Here is a 17,388-nt window from a genome sequence, read left to right as displayed (position 1 = left end):
CGCGGCGGTTACGAAGGTTAACGCCTGACGGGATGCGCTGGTGACAAATAGCCTGCGTCATGCGGCCTGCGTGTCGAGGGACAGCAGGCGCGCCTCACCCATAAGAGCAATGAGGATGTCGACGTGGCGCTGCGGATTGTAGCCCTGATCGCCCGCGCGACGGGCCTCTTCCATGCCTGCTTCGGCGTCCAAAAGGGCGCTGACGGCGCGGCTGGGTGTGGGCAGTTCGGTGCGCCGCAAGACCCGTTTGAGATCGCGTGCACGGATGTAGTCACCAACCCCGCAACGGGCGGCGCGGATCAACAAACGTGGGCGGCGAAGGGCTTTGAGGCGGGTGGTTGTGTCGGTCATCACGGTCTCCTGTTGGTTGGCTGCGCGGCTTGCACGTTGTCGCGGTTGCCATCGGCTCTGGTGTGGCCTGTGATGGCATCCGACGTGTGCCGTCTGGGGTTCGAGTTTCGCACAACCTAAGCGGGTGTTGCGTATTGTTTCCAAATTGCGAACGGTCGTTTTTACGAAGCTTTAACAATTTGGCGCACCATAGGAATTGTTAGGAAACCGTTAACCTTTGTGAAAGGAATGCAACTTTAGGTTGATCTCAAGGCGGGGATAACGCTGTGGGTAATGGCTGGAGATCTTGTGGATCGTTACTCCCTGACGATAATTGTTGCGCATATGGAGACAGTGCGCGCGCAAAAACACTGCGGGGGAACCATGCAAAGATCTACGAATGGAACGGGCCATCCAACTCAAACGGTCTCACCAATTCCGTCCTGGGTACCCAAAGACGCGAAACATTACCTCGCCCATACCGAAGGAGGCCAGTCGATCCGCGAACTGGCCCGCAAGGGGGGGCTGCGCACCCTCGACGGTCATGCGTCAGGTGCGGCGGGTCGAACAGAAGCGGGACGACCCCCTGATAGACGAGGCGTTGGAAGGTCTGCGGGCCGCCAGCCAGCGCCGTGAAGGCCAATCCGCGCGTTCAACCGATCTCTTCCAACCCGGAGAAACCGCCTCAAGGTCAAAGCCACCGAAGCACGCCGATCTCAATGATCCCGCCGCTCTCGACGAGGCGACGGTTGCGCGCGAGGCCAAACGGGTGTTGCGCCGCCTGAGCGAGCAGGGGGCCTGTCTGGCCGTGGCGATGGATATGGAAAAGGCCGTTGTCGTGCGCGACCTGCCTGACGGGCGCACCATGCGTACTGCCGTGCTGGATCGCGGTGTGGCGCAGGCAATTGCGCTCAAGGGCTGGATCGCGCCGCAGGTGAAGGGGAAGATCACACGCTATTCCATGACTGCTGCGGGGCGGTCCGCGCTGCGGGCCTTTCTGGCCGCTGACGAGAGCGCACGGGCAGGGTTCGCTGAGGCACCCGCAGGTTTTGACGGGGCGCTGCCGTGGGGCGGGGCCGAGGCGCTTGATCGGGGCACGCCCAAGCGTATCCGTTACAGCGCGCCCGAGAGCCCCGTGATGATGCTGGCGCGGCGGCGGGACAAGGACGGGTCCATGTTTCTCGCGCCCGAACTGGTGGCCGCCGCCGAACGGGTGCGGGAGGATTTCGAACTGGCGCAGATGGGCGGCTACGGTCGCGAGGCTTGGGAGGCGGTGGTGCGCGGCGAAGATCGTGGTCCGTGGGGCGATCCTAACGGTTTCGGTCCCGATCCAGCGCGCGCGCGGGTCTGCATGGTGCTGAATGATTTGGGGCCAGGTCTGGCGGAAGTGGTTCTGCGATGCTGTTGCTATCTCGACGGGATGGAGCAGACGGAAAGCCAATTGGGCTGGTCAGCGCGTTCGGGCAAGATCGTGTTGCGCATCGCCCTGCAACGTCTGGCGCGGCATTATGAGCGGGCAGGCTATTCGAATTTGATTGGGTGAGGATCGGTCCCGCAGGGCAAACATGCCGGGGGCATGTTTGAGATCCGAACGGGCGGAGCCCTGGCAAATCGGTCCCGTAGGGCAATCGCTCCAGTGGAGCGATTGAGGCTCGAACGGGCGGAGCCCCGGCAGGCCGGTCCCGCAGGGCAATCTCTCGGATTGCGCGGCGGCCTGTGACCTATGACCTATTCGCAAGCCCGTTATTCGATAGCGGGCAGGGGGCGCGAGCGGGGCGGGAAATGGCGCGAAAATGCTGCGACTGCGAAAGGGTGGCTCAGTGTCGCGCGGACCATCAGCACACCACATCTCTTGTCCAAAGAAAAGCGACGCGCAGTTTCCCGCGCGCCGTGTCGTGAGTGCATAGGTGCCCGAAAGGGAACGGGCGGGCCGATTACTCGGCTGCGACGCTCTTGGAGGCCTCTTCGAGATAGGCCAGAACGGTTTCGGGCGAGGAGACGCCATAGGGATCTTCGGGGTGGTTGTCGGCAAGGCCTGGCTCTTCGAACCATGCTTCAATAACGCCGTTGTTGACCACGGCGGCATAGCGCCACGAGCGCAGACCAAAGCCGAGGTTGTCTTTGCGCACGAGCATCCCCATGCGACGGGTGAACTCACCAGAGCCGTCAGGAATTACCTTAACGTTTTCAAGGTTCTGGCTCTGCGCCCATTTGTTCATCACGAAGCTGTCGTTTACGGACATGCAGTAGATTTCGTCGATGCCCTTCGCTTTGAAATCGTCAAAGCCGTTCTCGAAACCAGGCAGCTGGTAGGTCGAGCAGGTGGGCGTGAACGCGCCAGGCAGGGAGAAGAGAACGACGCGTTTGTCCGCGAAATAGTCGGCAGTGGTCTTGTCTTCCCAGCGGAACGGGTTGTCGCCGCCGATGCTCTCGTCGCGCACGCGGGTGTGGAAAGTAACATCGGGCAGTTTGAAGCCAGCTTTCATAATGAGAACTCCGTTTATTTGCGCGGTATATCCGCGTCGGTCAGGCACAGGGCCTTGGGTGAAACAGGATGGCGCGGCGGCTGTGCAGTCATGGCGTGCCGCGCTCTTGGGGTCTATTTAGAATGATTCTCATTGGGCTACAATGCAGGTGCAGAAATGCCTTGGCGCGTGGTGCTGGCATGACGGATTTTGCGAGACATTTGTGTGCGCTGCCACTATATGATCCTTCAAAGGCACGAAAGGCAGACCCGACCATGCGTGATCTCAAGATCCCCGAGCAGCGCCACCCCGAAAAGGCGCACCGCCCCGATAACGCCCAGCCCAAGAAACCCGACTGGATCAGGGTGAAGGCCCCCACGTCGCAGGGCTACAAGAAGACCCATGCCATCATGCGCGAGCACAAGCTGGTGACGGTCTGCGAAGAGGCGGGTTGTCCGAACGCGGGCGAATGCTGGTCGCAGGGCCACGCCACGATGATGATCATGGGTGAGGTCTGCACGCGGGCTTGTTCCTTCTGCAACATCGCAACGGGCAAGCCGCCAGAGGAGCTTGATGTGTTCGAGCCGGGCCGTGTGGCTGATGCGGTTCAAAAGCTCGGCCTCAATCACGTCGTGATCACCTCCGTGGACCGCGACGATATCGAGGACGGCGGGGCGGAGCATTTCGCCATGACGATCCGCGCGATCCGCAAGCGGTCGCCCGACACCACCATTGAGATCCTGACGCCCGACTTCATCCGCTGCGACGACAGTGCGTTGGAAGTGGTGGTTGCGGCGAAACCCGATGTGTTCAACCACAACCTCGAAACCGTCCCCGGTCTCTATCCCGAAGTGCGCCCCGGTGCGCGGTATTTCCATTCGCTGCGCCTGCTTCAGCGGGTCAAGGAGATCGACCCGTCTATGTTTACCAAATCGGGCATCATGGTGGGGCTCGGCGAGGATAAGCAGGCCGTCATTCAGGTCATGGAGGACATGCGCGCCGCCGACATCGACTTCCTCACCATCGGCCAGTATTTGCAGCCAACGCCGAAGCACCACGCGGTGGATCGGTTTGTGACGCCCGAGGAATTCAAGGTCTACGAACGCGCGGCCTATAACAAAGGCTTCCTGATGGTGTCCGCCTCGCCGCTGACGCGCTCCTCCTATCACGCGGGTGACGATTTCGCGAAGCTGCGCGAGAACCGTCTCAAGAAACTCGGTCGCGCCTGATCCGCGCCTGCGCCGCATCTATTCAAAGAGGCCGTCCCGTCGCGGGCGGCCTTTTTCGTTTGCGGCGCCCGTGATTGCCGTTAGACAGGCCATCATGATACAAAGCACCCCTTTCGAGATTTTCTGTGCCTGCCCTCCGGGGTTGGAGACCTACCTTGCCGACGAGATGGTGGAGGCGGGCTTTCTCGGCGTGTCCCCCACTGGGGGCGGGGTGACGTTCGAGGGCACTTGGGCGGATGTGTGGCGGGCCAATCTGGTGCTGCGCGGCGCGTCGAAGGTGCTGGCACGGATCGGCACGTTTCGTGCTTTCCACCTTGCACAACTCGACAAGCGGGCGCGGAAATTCCCGTGGGGCGATGTCCTGACCGAAGGCCATCGGGTCAAGGTCGAGGTCGCCACCAACCGCAAATCCAAGATCTACCACGCGGGCGCGGCCACAGAGCGGTTGGAACGGGCAATTGCGGAGGAATTCGGCGCACCGATTGCCGAAGGTCTGGAAGATGCACAGATCGTGATCAAGGCGCGGATCGACGACAACAACGTAATCCTCTCGGTCGATACCAGCGGCGACGGGCTGCACAAGCGCGGCTTCAAACAGGCTATGGGCAAGGCGCCGATGCGCGAGACAATGGCGGCGCTGATCCTGCGGGCCTGTGGCTATGCGGGGCGCGAACCTGTGCTGGACCCGATGTGCGGCTCTGGCACCTTTCCGATTGAAGCGGCGGAGATTGCGCGGGGGCTTATGGCGGGGCGCGGTCGCGGCTTTGCTTTCGAGCGTCTGGCGACCTTCGATGCCGAGGCGGTGGCGGGCTTGCGTGAGGCTTGGGCCGAGCGCGACACCGATCTGCATTTCTACGGCTCGGATCGCAACGTGAATGTCATCGGCATGGCGGGTGAGAATGCCGCACGGGCAGGGGTGGGCGATCTCATCACCTTCGCGCCAAAACCCGTCTCCGCGATATCACGGCCCGAGGGGCCTGCGGGTCTTGTCGTGGTCAACCCGCCCTATGGCGCGCGGGTGGGTAAGAAGAAGGATCTCTTCGCCCTCTACGGTGCCTTCGGGGATAAGATGCGCGAAGAGTTCAAAGGCTGGCGTGTCGGCATGGTGACATCGGAGGCGCAACTCGCTGAAGCGACGAAACTGCCGTGGCTGCCCGTGGAGGCCCCCATTGCTCACGGTGGGCTCAAGGTCCGCCTCTACCGCACCGATCCGCTCTAGGCGTTATCGGGCAACGGGCGGGACGCGTTTGAGATAGGCTGCCACCGCGGCCCGATCTTCTGGCGCGAGTTTGCCGTAGTTGTCCACCACATGTGCCATATGCCCGCCGACGCTGTCGTAGTCGGGGGTGAAACCCGTCTCCAGATAATAGGCGATGTCGGCCTCCGACCAGTCAAGTTCGGCGGGGGTGATGTTGGGAATGGTGCCTTTGCCCGCAGGGTTTGGTGCGCCCGCAAGCCATTCGCTCCGCTTCATCCCGCCAAGCGCATTGCGCGGCGTATGGCATTCGCCGCAGTGGCTGAGGCCCTCGACCAGATATTGCCCGTGCTGCTCTTCAGGCGTGAGGTTGGGGTCTTCGAGAACGGGATCGTCGTTGAGGAACAGGAGTTTCCACCCGCCAAGAAGACGCCGGATGTTAAAGGGAAAGCCGATCTCATGGGGCAGGGAGGCCACATCGGACGGCGGCAGAGTCATTAGATAGGCGTGGAGCGAGACCACATCCTCGGCGCTCATACGCACGTAGGAGGCGTAGGGGAAGGCGGGGTAGTAGTGTTTGTCCTCGGGCGAGGTGCCATGCCAGAGCGCGGAGGCGAGATCCTGCGCGGTCCAGCCGCCGATGCCCGCATCCGAGGGCGAGATATTGGGCGCGTGGAAGGTGCCGAAGGGCGAGGCGAGCGCCATGCCGCCCTCAAGCGCTTCCGCATCCCCGTCGACGCCCGCGTGACAGGAGGCACAGCCCCCCGCGATATAGACAAACTCGCCACGCTCAAGGTCGGGCGTGATCCCTGCAAGCCGCTCTTCATCGGCCTGTTTCGGCATGGTGAGAATCCAGAAGACGGCCAGACCGATCACAGCGGCGGCAAGGATGAGGGAAACAAGGCGGCGCATGGGGTGGCTCCGTGTGGCTCAATGGACAGGCGGTCGAACAGTCGGAAAGGGCGGCCTGCGCCGCCCCTCGTTCACATGATGTGTTATCCGTGAGTGTAGCGTGCTTTCCGTGTGGATTCAAAGTGCGCGGATGATCTCACTCGTCGGAGTGGCGATAGCTCTTGTGACATGCGCTACAGGCGGCACCAAGCGGTCCCATTGCGCCTTGCAACGCGGCCAGATCGCTGCCCGCGGCTGCTTGCAAGGCCTCGGTGGCTGCAGCAAGATCGCCCGCTTTCGCGCCGATGTCGGAGCCGTCTTCCCAGATTGCTGGCAGGGCGTTGGAGCCGTCCTGTTCGCCCATGGCCGTGCCGGGCAGCCAGTAGCTGCGCGTGTCCATATGTGCCAGCGTGGAAAGGTTGTCGGCGGCGGTTTGTGCTGTGGCGGCGTCATAGTCCACAAGGCCGCGCGCCATGCCGCCGAGGATGCCGAGGTTATAGGCGTAGAGCTGCATGTGCGACTGGCGGGCTTTTACGGCGGCGGATGCGGCGTCCTGCGCTTCTGCGTGGGGCACGCCAAGGGCAAGGGTCGCAGCCGCGGCAAGCGCCAGAGTGACGCGGGGAAGGCTGTGAAACGTGGTCAGGATGGTCATGGTAGTCTCCTTTCGATCTCGCTTTCAGAGCGGATGAGGGGCGGGGCCATGTGGGTGAGAACCGAACGACCCGCAGATTGTGCGCGAGTTTGCGGAATGTGATCTCCCTCAAAGTCAGCCTACCTGTGTCCATGGTAAAGTAAACTTACCATTCTTGCGGGGAGTTGAGGGAAATATGCACAAAGCGAACTGGGACGACTATAGATATGTGCTTGCGGTGGCGCGCGCGGGTTCGGTGTCGGGGGCGGCTCGCGAGTTGGGCGTCAACCACGCGACGGTCCTGCGACGGGTGGCGGGGATTGAGGCGCGGCTTGGGGTGGAGCTTTTCGAGAAATCGGTGCGCGGCTACGAGATTGCGCCAGAGAAATTGCGGCTGATCGAGGCGGCGCGCGAGGTCGAGGCCGCCGTGGGGGCGGTCGAGCGGCTGGCGCGCGCGGGGTAGGTGCCGCTTGCGGGGGTGATCCGTGTGACCTCGACCGATACCTTCTGCCATGCGGTTCTGCCCGAGATCGTGGCGCGGCTGACCAAGCAGGCCGATGATCTCTCCTTTGAGCTTCTGTGCTCCAATGCCCATCTTGATCTGTCGCGAATGCACGCCGATGTGACGGTGCGCCCGACGTTCAAGCTGCCCGACGATCTTTACGGCGAAGTTGCCGCACAGCTGGGTGTGGGGTTTTATTCCGCCGATGATGTGCCGCCAGACCACTGGCTCGGCCTGTCGGGCGTGATTGCGCGGGCGCATTTCGCGCAGCGGTTCATGGAGGCGATGGAGCCGAAGGGCATCAAGCTGGTCGCCGCCGCCGACAGCTTCCTCACCCTGCGTGCGATGGCGGAGGCGGGGCTTGGCCGTGTGGTTTTACCCTGTGTCCTCGGGGATGCCTCACCCAAGCTGCACCGTATCGCGCCACCGCTGGAGATTTCGCCGATCCCTGTGTTTGTCGCGTCTCACGCCGATCTGGCCGATGCGCCGCGGCTGCGTCTGGCGCGGCGTCGGGTGGCGGCAGCACTGGCCGCGCAGAGTGATCGCCTGCTCGGCATCATTCCAACGGAAGCGAGTAACAGCGCGTGATTTTAGAGGAGTGCGGCGGAACTATTCCGCCGCATCATCGTCAAAGACCACCGAGCCGATAAAGGGCAGGTTGCGGTTGGCCTGTGCAAAATCGATGCCGTAGCCCACAACGAATGCGTCGGGGATGTCGAAGCCCGTCCATGTCGCCTTGAGATCGACTTCGCGTCGCACGGGTTTGTCGAGAAGCGCGATGGTTTCCAGTTTGTTGGGCCTGCGTGCCCGCAACAGGTCCAGCACGGCATGGAGCGTATGCCCCGTGTCCACGATGTCTTCCACCACCAGAACGTCGCGCCCCTCGATGGGGCCGCGCAGATCCTTGAGGATTTTCACCTCACGGGAAGATTCGGTGGCATTGCCGTAGGAGGAGGCTTCGAGAAAATCGACCTCCACATTCATGTCCAACTCGCGCACGAGATCGGCGATGAAGACGAAGGATCCGCGCAAGAGGCCAACGACGACCAGCTTGTCCGTTTCCGAATAGGCACGGCGGATTTCGCGCGCCAGATCCTCGATCCGTGCGGCAATCGCCTTGGCCGAGATCATTTCTTCGATGTGATATGGCCGCTGCGTCATGCTATCCCCTTGCAATTCCCGTTCCCGTTTAAGAGATATCACAGAACAATTAAAGCACTAGAGACCATGCCGACGCATCAAGAGACAAAACACCTGCCGTATACGGCGCAGCAAATGTACGATCTTGTTGCGGACGTGGAGCGTTATCCGCAGTTTTTGCCGTGGAATGCGGCTGCGCGTATCCGCTCGCGCGAGGATAAGGGCGATCATGAGATCATGCACGCCGATCTGGTGATTTCCTTCAAGGTTTTCCGTGAGAAATTCGGCTCCCGCGTGGCGCTCTATCCGCAAGACATGCGCATCGACACCGAATATCTCGACGGTCCCTTCCGCTATATGAAAAGCTGGTGGAAGTTCCGCGATGCCGAAGGTGGCGGCTGCGAGGTCGAATTCTTCGTGGATTTCGAGTTCAAGAACGCGATCCTGCAAGGGGTGATCGGCGTGGTGTTCAACGAGGCTATGCATCGCATCGTGCGGGCTTTCGAGCGACGCGCACAGGATCTCTACGGCGCAGGGGTCTGATCCGTCCGCACCAAGCGCGGATAGGCCAAGCAAAGCAGAAGAGACATGGGGCGATGAGAGCCGCGAAATGGGTGACTGCGTGCGCCGTCTTTACCCGTCGCGCAGCCGTGCAAGGAGGGCTGCCAGAGCGTGTCGCACCGTAGCCTCGCGCACCTGCGCGCGGCCCAGAGCGCCAAATTCTACCGTCTCGGTGGCCACACCCTGTGCCGTGGCCAGACCGAAGCAGACGCGGCCCTCGGGCTTGTGCTCACTGCCCCCTGGCCCCGCGATGCCCGTGACCGAGACCGCAATATCGACGCCACCATGCACCCGCGCACCCTCGGCCATCTCGCGGGCAACCTCTTCTGAAACCGCGCCATGGGCGGCAAGAGTGGTGGGCGAGACGCCGAGCATTCCTGTTTTGGCGGTGTTGGAATAGGTGACAAAGCCGCGATCCACGACATCGGAGCTGCCTGCGATTTCCGTGAGAGCGCCTGCGATCAGCCCACCCGTGCAGCTTTCGGCGGTGGCCAGCGTCATTCCTTTGGCGCGCGCGGCATCAAGGACGGCGGCGGCGAGGGCATCGGTTCCGCTCATATCCGCATCATTCCGTGTGACAGGGCGGCCAGTGCGACCACCACCACGGCGGCAAAGACCCCCGCAATCACATCGTCGAGCATCACGCCAAGCGCATCCCCGCGCGCATCCGCTTTCCCGATCCACAGCGGTTTCCAGATGTCAAAGAGGCGGAAGGCGAGAAAGCCCGCGAGGTAGCCCGGCCAGAGTTTGGAGCTGTCCACGCCCATATAAGCCGCGCCGATCGAGATGGGCAGCAGCGCAATCCATTGCCCTGCAACCTCGTCGATCACGATCTCGGAGGGGTCATGGTCAAGCGCGCCGCGTGTCATCTCGCCCGTCGACCACAGGCCCACGATAAAGACCACAACGATCCCCGCCACCACGGCAAAAGGCCCCGCCGCCTCGTGCAGCGCCCAGAAAAGCGGCACGGCGGCCAGTGATCCCCATGTCCCCGGTGCGGGCTTGAGATAGCCCACGCGGGCGAATGTGGCGAAAACCTCGGCGAGTTCTTTCATGGCTTTGTCCGTTCCTTTTTGTGCCTCGTGGCACTCAATTTCTTGGCTCAGGCGCGCGATTGCAGCGCGGCGGTGGCGATGGCGGCGATGCCTTCCTCGCGGCCTGTAAAGCCGAGTCGCTCCGAGGTGGTCGCCTTGACCGAGACGCGGCCCGCCTCGACGCCCATGATCTCGGCCAGCACCTGTTGCATCGCCTCTGCGTGCGGGCCGATCTTGGGTCGTTCGCAGATCAGTGTCACGTCGCAATTGCTCAACTCGAACCCGCGGGCGCGCACCCGTTCCATGGCGTGACGCAGGAAGATATGGCTCTCTGCGCCTTTCCACTGCGGGTCGGTGGGCGGGAAGTGACGCCCGATATCACCCTCGGCCAGCGCGCCATAGAGCGCATCCGTGAGCGCGTGCATTCCCACATCAGCGTCCGAATGGCCCTGAAGGCCGCGCCCGTGGGGGATTTTGACACCGCACAGCCAGACGTGATCGCCTTCTCCGAAACGGTGGACATCGTAACCATTGCCAAGACGGATGTTCATTGGCCTGTCTCCTGTGCTGACCCGCGCGGCGAGGGTGGCTTCCGCACGGGCGAAATCCTCGGCGTGGGTGATCTTGAAATTGTCTTCATGCCCCTTGGTGATGGTTGCGGGCAGACCGAAGGCGCGGGCCACTTCCACATCATCGGCGGCCTCGCCATCAAAGGCGGCATGGGCGGCGGTGATCGTGTCGCGCGCGAACCCTTGCGGTGTCTGTGCCCGATAGAGCCCCTCGCGGCTTGCCGTACCGACAACCATGTCGCCGTCGCCGCGCCAAAGCGCATCGACCACGGGCAGGGCAGGGGCGGCGGCGGGGCCATGTGCGAGGGCGTCGATCACGCCCTGGATGACTTCGGGCGGGGTGAGGGCGCGCGCCGCGTCGTGGATCAAAACCTTTTCGACGGCGCTTCCCTCAAGTGCCGCCAACCCTGCACGCACCGAGGCGGCACGGGTCGCGCCGCCTGCCACGAGGATCAGGTCGGGATAGGTCGTGCGCAGGTCTTCGGCCAAATCCGCGTCTTGCGGATGGTGGACCACCACGAGTGTTTCGACGTGACCCGTGAAGGCGGCGATGGCATGGTCGATCACGCGGGCCGCCCCGAGCGGGCGCCACTGTTTCGGCGTTTCACCACCGATACGGGTGCCGCGGCCTGCGGCGACGATGAGGGCTGCGCATGTCATGCAGGGGGAGATACCGACCGCGTGCGCTGCTGGCAATCCTCTCGTGCAGGCCGCGACCTTTTGCAACCTGCGGTTTCCGCGTCAGAATGGGGTGCTGCGCGCAGGGTGAGTGATTAAATTTTAGGCAATGCAATTTTTCCGCGCAGAAATACCCCTAAACCCTTTGCGCCTTCTTGAGCAGCCCGATACGACAAGGGGGCACCGCACAAGGATTAATCGCTTGCCTGTTCGTTTGGCAGACATCACCCTCGACCCGCCCGTTTTTCTTGCCCCAATGGCAGGAATCACAGATTTGCCCTTCCGCAATCTGGTGTCTTCCTTCGGCGCGGGCCTCGTGGTCTCCGAGATGGTCGCCAGCCACGACATGCTGAACGCCCGTCCTGGATCGCGTGAAAAGGCCGAGCTTGGCTTCGGGGTGGAGAACACCGCCGTGCAGCTTGCCGGACGCGAGGCCGAACCGATGGCGCTGGCTGCGAAAATGGCGGCAGGCAATGGCGCGCGGATCATCGACATTAATATGGGCTGCCCTGCGAAGAAGGTGGTTTCAGGCTACTCTGGCTCGGCACTCATGCGCGACCTCGACCACGCGCTGACGCTGATCGACGCGGTGGTGGGCGCGGTGGACGTGCCCGTGACACTCAAGACGCGGCTGGGTTGGGATGACGACCTGATGAACGCGCCCGAACTGGCGCGACGCGCCGAAGCGGCGGGCATCCAGATGATCACCATCCACGGCCGCACGCGCTGTCAGTTTTATAAAGGACATGCCGATTGGGCCGCGATCCGAGCGGTGAAAGAGGCCGTGTCCATTCCCGTGATTGCAAATGGCGACATTACCGATCCCAAGGCCGCGCGCACGGCTATGGCGCAATCGGGCGCAGACGGGGTGATGATCGGACGCGGGGCGCAGGGCGCGCCATGGATTCTGGCCGAGGTCGCCGCAAACATGGTGGGTGCGCCCGCGCCGAAGGTGCCGAAAGGTGCGGATTTCGCGCGGATGGCCTGCGACCACTATGAGGCAGGGCTGTCCTTCTATGGCCGCGATCTGGGAAGCCGTGTGATGCGCAAGCATCTCGGCTGGTACATGGACACCGCCCGCAGCTCCCCAGATCTGCGCCGTGCGGTTTTAACTGAACGTGATCCGCGTGCCGTTCTGGACACGCTGTTTGAAGCACTGACTGGAGAGGGAGTGGCAGCATGAGTGACGACGTCAATCTGGACAACCTTTGGGCCTCGCTGCCCGTGCCCTCGCTGGTGATCTCGGAAGATGATCTGATCGTGGGAATCAACCCCGCCGCAGAACTCTTCCTCAACGCCTCGGTGAAATCGCTTACGGGCGTGCCTGTTCTCGACAAGCTCGCGATCGACGCGCCGCTCGAAGAGGCGCTTGCACGCGTGCGGCGCAATGTCTCTCCGATGTTCATTAATAACGTGGACGTGTCGGGCGGCAACGCGGCACCCGTGCAATGCAATATCCAGCTTGCGCCGCTTCAGGGGCAGGAAGACAGCGTGCTTCTGCTGATGGAACCGCGCCACATTGCCGACCGTCTGGGCCGTTCCCATCAGGTAAAGAAATCGGCCCGATCTGCCATTGGCATGGCTGAAATGCTCGCCCATGAGATCAAGAACCCGCTAGCGGGGATCACAGGCGCGGCACAGCTTTTGTCGATGAACCTCGACAAGGACGACCTTGAACTTACCGATCTGATCGTGGCCGAAAGCCGCCGCATCGTGGCGCTTCTGGAGCAGGTCGAGCAATTTGGCAACCTGCGCCCACCCGCGCGCAGCTCGGTCAATGTCCACGACCTTCTCGATCGCGCGCGCAAGTCGGCGGAAGTCTCCTATGGCGCGAATATGCGGTTCGTGGAGGAATTCGATCCCTCGCTGCCGCACACCTATGTCGATGCCGATCAGTTGCTTCAGGTCTTTCTCAACCTGTTCAAGAACGCCTCGGAAGCCGCAGGCAAGGACGGTGGCACCATCCGTGTGCGCACGTTCTATGACATCTCTCTGCGCCTGCGCCGACGTGACGGCACGGGGGGCGCCTTGCCGCTTCAGGTGGAGATCATCGACGACGGTCCGGGCCTGCCGCCCGAGATCGCGCAGGACATTTTTGAACCCTTCGTATCGGGGCGTGAGAACGGCACAGGGCTTGGCCTTGCGCTGGTCTCGAAGATTATCTCCGATCACGAAGGTTGGGTTTCGGTCGACAGCGTGCCTGGTCACACTGTCTTCCGCATTTCGCTTCCCGTTGCCCCCAAGGATGCCGACTGATGCATCGCGGGCACGACACCGATACGGACCGCCTCGCCCGACACAACGGGCCACACGCGGCACATTGAAGGAGAAACAGATATGGACGGTACAATTCTCGTTGCCGACGACGACCGCACGATCCGCACGGTCCTCACGCAGGCCTTGACCCGTGCGGGTTGCAAGGTCCACGCCACCTCCTCGCTTGTGACGCTCATGCGTTGGGTCGAAGAGGGGAAGGGGGATCTGGTGATCTCGGACGTGATGATGCCCGATGGTAACGGCCTTGAGGCGCTTCCGCGGATTGCCGAGGAACGTCCCGGCCTGCCCGTCATCGTGATCTCCGCGCAAAACACCATCATGACCGCCATTCAGGCCGCGGAAGCGGAAGCCTTCGACTACCTGCCCAAGCCTTTCGACCTGCCCGATCTGATGAAGCGGGCGGCCAAGGCGCTGGAAGTCAAACGTCGCGTCAACCCCGCGCCGTCCAATGCCAAGGCTCCTTCGGAGGCCGCGCGCGAGGATTTGCCGCTGGTGGGACGAACACCTGCGATGCAGACGCTTTACCGCCTTGTTGCCCGCGTGATGAACACCGATCTGCCCGTGCTGGTGACGGGCGAAAGCGGGACGGGAAAAAGCCTCATCGCCCGCGCGATCCACGACTTCTCCGACCGCCGCACGCTGCCTTTCGTGGTGGTGTCAGCCTCCGATCTGGCGACGATGGAGGGGCCTGCTTCGGTCATCTCTCGGGCGCGCAACGGCTCGATTCTCTTTGACGAGGTGGGCGATCTGGATGAGGAGGCGCAGGCCCGCGTGGTGCGGATGCTCGACAGCTTCACCGACAACGCTCCGCGCATCATGGCCACATCGCAGGCCAACCTGTCCTCGAAAATGGAAAGCGGCGTGTTCCGCCAAGACCTTTACTACCGCCTCGGCGGGGTGAGCGTTGCGGTGCCATCCCTGCGCGAGCGGGTCGATGACATCCCGCTTCTGGCCGAGCATTTCTTTGCCAAGGCCGAGCGCGAGGGGCTGAACCTGCGTCGATTTACCGACGATGCGATGGACCTAGTGCGCAGCTATAGCTGGCCTGGCAACGTGCGGCAGTTGGAAAACACCATCCGCCGTCTCGTGCTGACTTCGCCCGAAGAGGAAATCTCGCGCGCTGATGTGGAGGCCGTTCTGGGCAACCAGCCCGCGATGGAGCCGCTTCAGGGGGGCGGCGAAGGCGAAAAGCTCTCGTCCTCGGTGGCAAAACACCTGCGTCGCTATTTCGATCTGCACGGCGGTGTCCTGCCGCCTCCAGGGCTTTATCAGCGGATTTTGCGCGAAGTGGAGCTTCCGCTCATCGAAATCTCGCTGGATGCGGTTGGCGGAAATCAGGCTAAATGTGCCGATTTGCTCGGCATCAACCGCAATACCTTGCGTAAAAAGATCAATGACCTCGGTATTCAGGTGACACGCCGCCGCAAACTGATGTAAAACGGCCACAATCGTGTCTTTGAGGGCGCAGTGACGAATCTGTCACTCTTCGACGACGCGGCGCGAGCGGCGGAGCAACGCCGCAGACGAGGTAGTCCGTGTGCCTCTTGCTTCGTGACCCTGCGAGGCGGTGGTATCGGTGTCAGGTTGGGGGCGGGGCGATTTTGCAACGGTCGATCGGCAGGGAGAGTTGGAACAGGCTGCAACGCCTGCGACGCGCGCGTCGGTGGCAAAACCTTGCGACGCTCTCGGTTTTCGTGCTCGGTCCTGTTCTGGCCGTGGCGACCTTCCTCGTGCTTGGCCCTCTCGATCATCCTGCTGTTTCCACGCCGCTGCGGCTCATTCTTCTCAGCGACCTGATCTATGTGCTTGTCGTGGCGGGGCTGGTTGCAGCCCGCGTTGCGCGCATGATCGCGGCGCGGCGGGCCCATTCGGCGGGGTCGCGGTTGCACCTGCGGCTGACAGGGGTTTTCGTCCTTCTGGCGCTGATCCCGACAGTGACGGTGGCGGTGTTTGCCGTTGTGACGGTGAATTTCGGCCTCGAAGGCTGGTTCTCGGAGCGGGTGCGAAACGTGGTCGGCTCCTCGCTTTCCGCCGCGACGGCCTATGAATCGGAACACCGCGAAGGGCTGGCCGAAGACACCCGCGCACTTGCTGCCTACCTGACCGAGCGGCGGCGCAATGTGACGATCCTGCCTGACGGGGCGTTGCGCGTGGCGCTCAATCAGGGGCAGGGTCTGATCCAGCGCGGGTTGCGCGAAGCCTATGTCATTGACCGCGCGGGGGAGATCCGTGCCCGTGGTGAACGCTCCTATCTCTTCGACTACGAACGCCCCACAGAGGAAGAACTGGACCGCGCGGAATCGGGAGAGTTGGTGCTGATCGACGATTGGGACCGCAACGAGAGCCGTGCGCTGCAACGTCTGTCGGGCTTTGCCGACCGCTATCTCTACGTCACCCGTGAGGTGGACGGGGGCATCCTGAACCTTCTTGACGAAACGCAGGAAACCATCGCGCTTTATAACCAGCTGGAAAGCGAGCGCGGGCGGCTGCTGTTCGAGTTCGGTCTGCTCTACATAGGCTTTGCGCTGATCCTCATTCTGGCCGCGACATGGCTTGGCCTGTGGTTCGCCGAGCGTCTTGCGCGGCCCGTTGGGCGGCTGGCAGGTGCGGCGCAGCGCGTTGGTGAGGGCGATCTGGATGTGCGGGTGATTGAAGAAAAAGGCGACGACGAGATTGCTACTTTGGGGCGTGTTTTCAATGCGATGGCGGGGCAACTTAAAGTTCAGCGCGACACGCTTCTGGAGCGCAACGAGCAGATCGACCGCCGCCGCCGCCTCTTCGATAGTGTTCTGTCCTCTGTCACGGCGGGCGTGATTGCGCTTGATGCTGATGGCAAGGTGACGCTGACCAACAAGTCTGCCACCGCGCTTTTGTCTCTGGGTGAACGCGATGTGTCGGGCGAGCCGCTTGCGGTGGCCGTGCCCGAATTTGGTCCTCTCTACGATGGGCTACGCGCGCAGGGGCGCGAGATCGCGCAGGAAGAGTTGCGGCTCATCCGCTCGGGGGCGCAGGAGAGCCTTCTGGTGCGGATCGCGACACGGCGCGATGTGAATGGCGCGCTTGAGGGCTATGTGGTCGTTTTTGATGATGTGACCGACCTTGTAAGTGCGCAGCGAATGGCGGCATGGGGCGATGTGGCGCGGCGGATTGCCCATGAGATCAAGAACCCGCTGACCCCGATCCAGTTGTCAGCCGAGCGCATCCTTCGCAAGTTCGGCAAAGGGCTCGACGAGGATGCCTATGCCGATCTGGAGCAATACACGGGTGTGATCGTGCGGCAGACGGGCGACCTTCGCCGTATTGTGGACGAGTTCTCCAAGTTCGCGCGGATGCCCAGCCCTGAGCGTCGGGAGCAGGATCTGGTGGAGTTGGTGAACGGCGCGGTCCTGTTGCAACGCAATGCGCAGCCTGATGTGGATATCCAGTGCGAGATTTCCGTTCAGACCGCTCTGGCCGAAGTGGATGCGACCATGATCGGTCAAGCCCTGACAAACCTGATAAAGAACGCAGGAGAAGCCATTGAAAGCCTTCACGAAAGCGGCGATGCACCCGAGGGTCATGCGGCGCGGGTGCGGGTCACGCTTGATGTGGATGGCGAGGATGCGGTGATCACCGTGACCGACAATGGTATCGGCCTGCCAGAAGACCGTTCGCGCCTGTTCGAGCCCTATGTGACGACGCGCGAAAAGGGCACGGGGTTGGGCCTGCCGATTGTGAAGAAGATCATCGAGGAACATGGTGGCACGCTGACGCTCAAGGATGGCGCGCCGCTGGATGACACGGGGCGCGTGGGCGCCATGGCAACCATTCGTCTGTCGTTGCAGTCGGAAGGTGCCAAATCGGTAAAAGAAGAGTTGAAACGTAAACTTGCAGTTGAAAGCTGATG

Annotated in this window: 18 protein-coding genes; 10 read left to right on the top strand and 8 right to left on the bottom strand. The window is 62.5% G+C overall.

Annotation, left to right across the window (positions count from 1 at the left end; all coding sequences use genetic code 11):
• Positions 1-57 precede the first annotated feature (57 nt).
• Positions 58-351, bottom strand: a complete 294-nt coding sequence (locus tag ACN0SC_RS06980) for a DUF6477 family protein (protein ID WP_417248938.1) — start codon at positions 349-351, stop codon at positions 58-60.
• A gap of 523 nt (positions 352-874) precedes the next feature.
• On the opposite strand from ACN0SC_RS06980, the gene ACN0SC_RS06975 reads away from it, so the two are divergent.
• Complete coding sequence (locus ACN0SC_RS06975; protein ID WP_417248937.1) at positions 875-1,873, top strand: DUF6456 domain-containing protein; 999 nt, start codon at positions 875-877, stop codon at positions 1,871-1,873.
• Between the two features lie 391 nt (positions 1,874-2,264).
• Here the strand turns inward: ACN0SC_RS06975 and ACN0SC_RS06970 are convergent, their stop codons facing one another.
• Complete coding sequence (locus ACN0SC_RS06970; protein WP_417248936.1) at positions 2,265-2,816, bottom strand: peroxiredoxin; 552 nt, start codon at positions 2,814-2,816, stop codon at positions 2,265-2,267.
• A gap of 254 nt (positions 2,817-3,070) precedes the next feature.
• Between ACN0SC_RS06970 and lipA the strand changes: the two genes are divergently transcribed.
• Complete coding sequence (lipA, locus tag ACN0SC_RS06965; RefSeq protein WP_417248935.1) at positions 3,071-4,024, top strand: lipoyl synthase; 954 nt, start codon at positions 3,071-3,073, stop codon at positions 4,022-4,024.
• A gap of 94 nt (positions 4,025-4,118) precedes the next feature.
• The gene (locus ACN0SC_RS06960) at positions 4,119-5,243 is read left to right on the top strand and encodes a THUMP domain-containing class I SAM-dependent RNA methyltransferase (protein WP_417248934.1); all 1,125 of its coding nucleotides are present in this window, start codon (positions 4,119-4,121) and stop codon (positions 5,241-5,243) included.
• Positions 5,244-5,246: 3 nt separating this feature from the next.
• Here ACN0SC_RS06960 and ACN0SC_RS06955 read toward each other — a convergent pair whose 3' ends face one another.
• On the bottom strand, positions 5,247-6,131 hold the full coding sequence (locus ACN0SC_RS06955; protein WP_417248933.1) for a c-type cytochrome: 885 nt from the start codon (positions 6,129-6,131) through the stop codon (positions 5,247-5,249).
• A gap of 136 nt (positions 6,132-6,267) precedes the next feature.
• Positions 6,268-6,762, bottom strand: coding sequence for a c-type cytochrome (locus ACN0SC_RS06950; protein WP_417248932.1), 495 nt, complete (start codon positions 6,760-6,762; stop codon positions 6,268-6,270).
• Positions 6,763-6,937: 175 nt separating this feature from the next.
• On the opposite strand from ACN0SC_RS06950, the gene ACN0SC_RS06945 reads away from it, so the two are divergent.
• Complete coding sequence (locus tag ACN0SC_RS06945) at positions 6,938-7,204, top strand: LysR family transcriptional regulator (RefSeq protein WP_417248931.1); 267 nt, start codon at positions 6,938-6,940, stop codon at positions 7,202-7,204.
• Complete coding sequence (locus ACN0SC_RS06940; RefSeq protein ID WP_417248930.1) at positions 7,205-7,831, top strand: LysR substrate-binding domain-containing protein; 627 nt, start codon at positions 7,205-7,207, stop codon at positions 7,829-7,831.
• A gap of 21 nt (positions 7,832-7,852) precedes the next feature.
• Here ACN0SC_RS06940 and hpt read toward each other — a convergent pair whose 3' ends face one another.
• Entirely contained in the window at positions 7,853-8,404 is a 552-nt protein-coding gene (gene hpt / locus ACN0SC_RS06935) for a hypoxanthine phosphoribosyltransferase (protein WP_417248929.1), read from the bottom strand.
• Positions 8,405-8,470: 66 nt separating this feature from the next.
• On the opposite strand from hpt, the gene ACN0SC_RS06930 reads away from it, so the two are divergent.
• Positions 8,471-8,926 carry a type II toxin-antitoxin system RatA family toxin gene (locus ACN0SC_RS06930; protein WP_417248928.1) on the top strand — a complete coding sequence of 152 codons (456 nt, stop codon included), beginning with the start codon at positions 8,471-8,473 and terminating at the stop codon, positions 8,924-8,926.
• Between the two features lie 90 nt (positions 8,927-9,016).
• Here the strand turns inward: ACN0SC_RS06930 and ACN0SC_RS06925 are convergent, their stop codons facing one another.
• The 3 genes from ACN0SC_RS06925 to ACN0SC_RS06915 are packed head-to-tail and all read right to left on the bottom strand — an operon-like array spanning position 9,017 to position 11,207.
• Positions 9,017-9,502, bottom strand: coding sequence for a CinA family protein (locus ACN0SC_RS06925; protein WP_417248927.1), 486 nt, complete (start codon positions 9,500-9,502; stop codon positions 9,017-9,019).
• Positions 9,499-9,999 carry a phosphatidylglycerophosphatase A gene (locus tag ACN0SC_RS06920; protein ID WP_417248926.1) on the bottom strand — a complete coding sequence of 167 codons (501 nt, stop codon included), beginning with the start codon at positions 9,997-9,999 and terminating at the stop codon, positions 9,499-9,501. The genes ACN0SC_RS06925 and ACN0SC_RS06920 overlap by 4 nt, the downstream gene beginning before the upstream one ends.
• 47 nt (positions 10,000-10,046) lie before the next feature.
• Complete coding sequence (locus ACN0SC_RS06915) at positions 10,047-11,207, bottom strand: bifunctional 2-C-methyl-D-erythritol 4-phosphate cytidylyltransferase/2-C-methyl-D-erythritol 2,4-cyclodiphosphate synthase (protein ID WP_417248925.1); 1,161 nt, start codon at positions 11,205-11,207, stop codon at positions 10,047-10,049.
• Between the two features lie 274 nt (positions 11,208-11,481).
• Between ACN0SC_RS06915 and dusB the strand changes: the two genes are divergently transcribed.
• The 4 genes from dusB (at position 11,482) to ACN0SC_RS06895 (ending at position 17,386) form a co-directional block, all read left to right on the top strand.
• Positions 11,482-12,408 carry a tRNA dihydrouridine synthase DusB gene (gene dusB, locus ACN0SC_RS06910; protein ID WP_417248960.1) on the top strand — a complete coding sequence of 309 codons (927 nt, stop codon included), beginning with the start codon at positions 11,482-11,484 and terminating at the stop codon, positions 12,406-12,408.
• The gene (locus tag ACN0SC_RS06905; protein ID WP_417248924.1) at positions 12,405-13,481 is read left to right on the top strand and encodes a two-component system sensor histidine kinase NtrB; all 1,077 of its coding nucleotides are present in this window, start codon (positions 12,405-12,407) and stop codon (positions 13,479-13,481) included. The genes dusB and ACN0SC_RS06905 overlap by 4 nt, the downstream gene beginning before the upstream one ends.
• Before the next feature lie 81 nt (positions 13,482-13,562).
• Positions 13,563-14,939 (top strand): response regulator, encoded by a 1,377-nt coding sequence (locus ACN0SC_RS06900; protein WP_417248923.1) that lies wholly within the window; start codon positions 13,563-13,565, stop codon positions 14,937-14,939.
• A 164-nt stretch (positions 14,940-15,103) separates the two neighbouring features.
• On the top strand, positions 15,104-17,386 hold the full coding sequence (locus ACN0SC_RS06895) for an ATP-binding protein (protein WP_417248922.1): 2,283 nt from the start codon (positions 15,104-15,106) through the stop codon (positions 17,384-17,386).
• Positions 17,387-17,388 lie beyond the last annotated feature (2 nt).

The organism is Celeribacter sp. (assembly GCF_048261515.1).
GTDB lineage: Bacteria > Pseudomonadota > Alphaproteobacteria > Rhodobacterales > Rhodobacteraceae > Celeribacter.
Note: the sequence above shows the minus strand (reverse complement) of the source record. Positions and strands in the feature narration are given on the sequence as shown.

Coding starts and splice junctions, on each gene's coding strand:
- ACN0SC_RS06950 (WP_417248932.1), bottom strand. CDS start 6,762: ATGACCATCCTGACCACGTTTCACAGCCTTCCCCGCGTCACTCTGGCG.
- ACN0SC_RS06920 (WP_417248926.1), bottom strand. CDS start 9,999: ATGAAAGAACTCGCCGAGGTTTTCGCCACATTCGCCCGCGTGGGCTAT.
- hpt (WP_417248929.1), bottom strand. CDS start 8,404: ATGACGCAGCGGCCATATCACATCGAAGAAATGATCTCGGCCAAGGCG.
- ACN0SC_RS06975 (WP_417248937.1), top strand. CDS start 875: ATGCGTCAGGTGCGGCGGGTCGAACAGAAGCGGGACGACCCCCTGATA.
- ACN0SC_RS06970 (WP_417248936.1), bottom strand. CDS start 2,816: ATGAAAGCTGGCTTCAAACTGCCCGATGTTACTTTCCACACCCGCGTG.
- ACN0SC_RS06980 (WP_417248938.1), bottom strand. CDS start 351: ATGACCGACACAACCACCCGCCTCAAAGCCCTTCGCCGCCCACGTTTG.
- ACN0SC_RS06930 (WP_417248928.1), top strand. CDS start 8,471: ATGCCGACGCATCAAGAGACAAAACACCTGCCGTATACGGCGCAGCAA.
- ACN0SC_RS06960 (WP_417248934.1), top strand. CDS start 4,119: ATGATACAAAGCACCCCTTTCGAGATTTTCTGTGCCTGCCCTCCGGGG.
- lipA (WP_417248935.1), top strand. CDS start 3,071: ATGCGTGATCTCAAGATCCCCGAGCAGCGCCACCCCGAAAAGGCGCAC.
- ACN0SC_RS06900 (WP_417248923.1), top strand. CDS start 13,563: ATGGACGGTACAATTCTCGTTGCCGACGACGACCGCACGATCCGCACG.
- ACN0SC_RS06955 (WP_417248933.1), bottom strand. CDS start 6,131: ATGCGCCGCCTTGTTTCCCTCATCCTTGCCGCCGCTGTGATCGGTCTG.
- ACN0SC_RS06945 (WP_417248931.1), top strand. CDS start 6,938: ATGCACAAAGCGAACTGGGACGACTATAGATATGTGCTTGCGGTGGCG.
- ACN0SC_RS06915 (WP_417248925.1), bottom strand. CDS start 11,207: ATGACATGCGCAGCCCTCATCGTCGCCGCAGGCCGCGGCACCCGTATC.
- ACN0SC_RS06905 (WP_417248924.1), top strand. CDS start 12,405: ATGAGTGACGACGTCAATCTGGACAACCTTTGGGCCTCGCTGCCCGTG.
- ACN0SC_RS06925 (WP_417248927.1), bottom strand. CDS start 9,502: ATGAGCGGAACCGATGCCCTCGCCGCCGCCGTCCTTGATGCCGCGCGC.
- dusB (WP_417248960.1), top strand. CDS start 11,482: ATGGCAGGAATCACAGATTTGCCCTTCCGCAATCTGGTGTCTTCCTTC.